The following is a 900-nucleotide window of genomic DNA, read 5'->3' on the forward strand; positions in this document are numbered from 1 at the left end:
CCGCGACGGCGATGCCCGGCGCGTGCTGGCGCGCCTGACGCAGGGCCTGCGCGGTGGCGACATCCTGCTGCTGCACGACGGCCATTGCGCCACCACGCCCGACGGCCGGCCGGTGGTGCTGGAGGTGCTGCCGGCACTGATCGCGCAGGTGCGGCAATCGGGGCTGCGCTTCGTGCGGCTGGGCGATGCCTGGCCTGTGCGCCCGGCGCTGGCGACGTCCCACACCGCCCCCGCCGCATGAAGCCGGTCGCGATCACGCGGATGACGGTCACGAGCGCACTCGGGGCCGGCAACGAGACCCACCTGCAGGCGCTGCGCGACGGCCGCAGCGGGCTCGCACCGTGCCGCTTCGAGGATGTCGCGCTGGCCTGCCATGTCGGCGAAGTCGCCGGCGTCGATGCGATCGCGCTGCCGGCCGAGCTCGAAGCCTACGAGTGCCGCAACCATCGCCTCGCGTGGCTCGGCTTGCAGCAGAACGGTTTCCGCGCGGCGGTGCGTGCGGCGCGCGAGCGCCATGGCGCGCAGCGCGTCGCGGTGCTGCTGGGCAGCAGCACCTCCGGCATCCTGCAGACCGAGCATGCGTACCGAAGGCGCGGGCCCGACGGCGCGCTGCCGGCCGATTTCCACTACGCCGAGACGCACAACACCGGCTCGCTGGCGCGCTTCGTCGCGCTCGCGCTGCAGCTCGACGGCCCGCAGTGGGTGGTGTCGACGGCCTGCTCGTCGAGCGCCAAGGTGTTCGCGGCCGCCGCGCGGCTGATGGAGCTCGGCTGGATCGACGCGGCGGTGGTCGGCGGCGTCGACAGCCTGTGCCTGACGACGCTGTACGGCTTCAACTCGCTGGAGCTGCTGTCGCCGCAGATCTGCCGGCCCTGGGATGCCGGCCGCAAGGGGCTGTCG

General features: G+C 73.8%; 1 protein-coding gene and 1 pseudogene. Both read left to right on the top strand.

The features are described 5' to 3' along the window. Window positions 1-241: pseudogene (locus AC1D01_RS36720) on the top strand (hypothetical protein); the annotation flags it as partial. Continuing rightward, window positions 238-900 (top strand): beta-ketoacyl synthase N-terminal-like domain-containing protein (locus AC1D01_RS36725; RefSeq protein ID WP_477874738.1); only part of this gene is annotated, 663 nt, incomplete at its 3' end. The pseudogene AC1D01_RS36720 and the gene AC1D01_RS36725, both read left to right, overlap by 4 nt.

Source organism: Rhizobacter sp. P3_B12, from assembly GCF_056402895.1.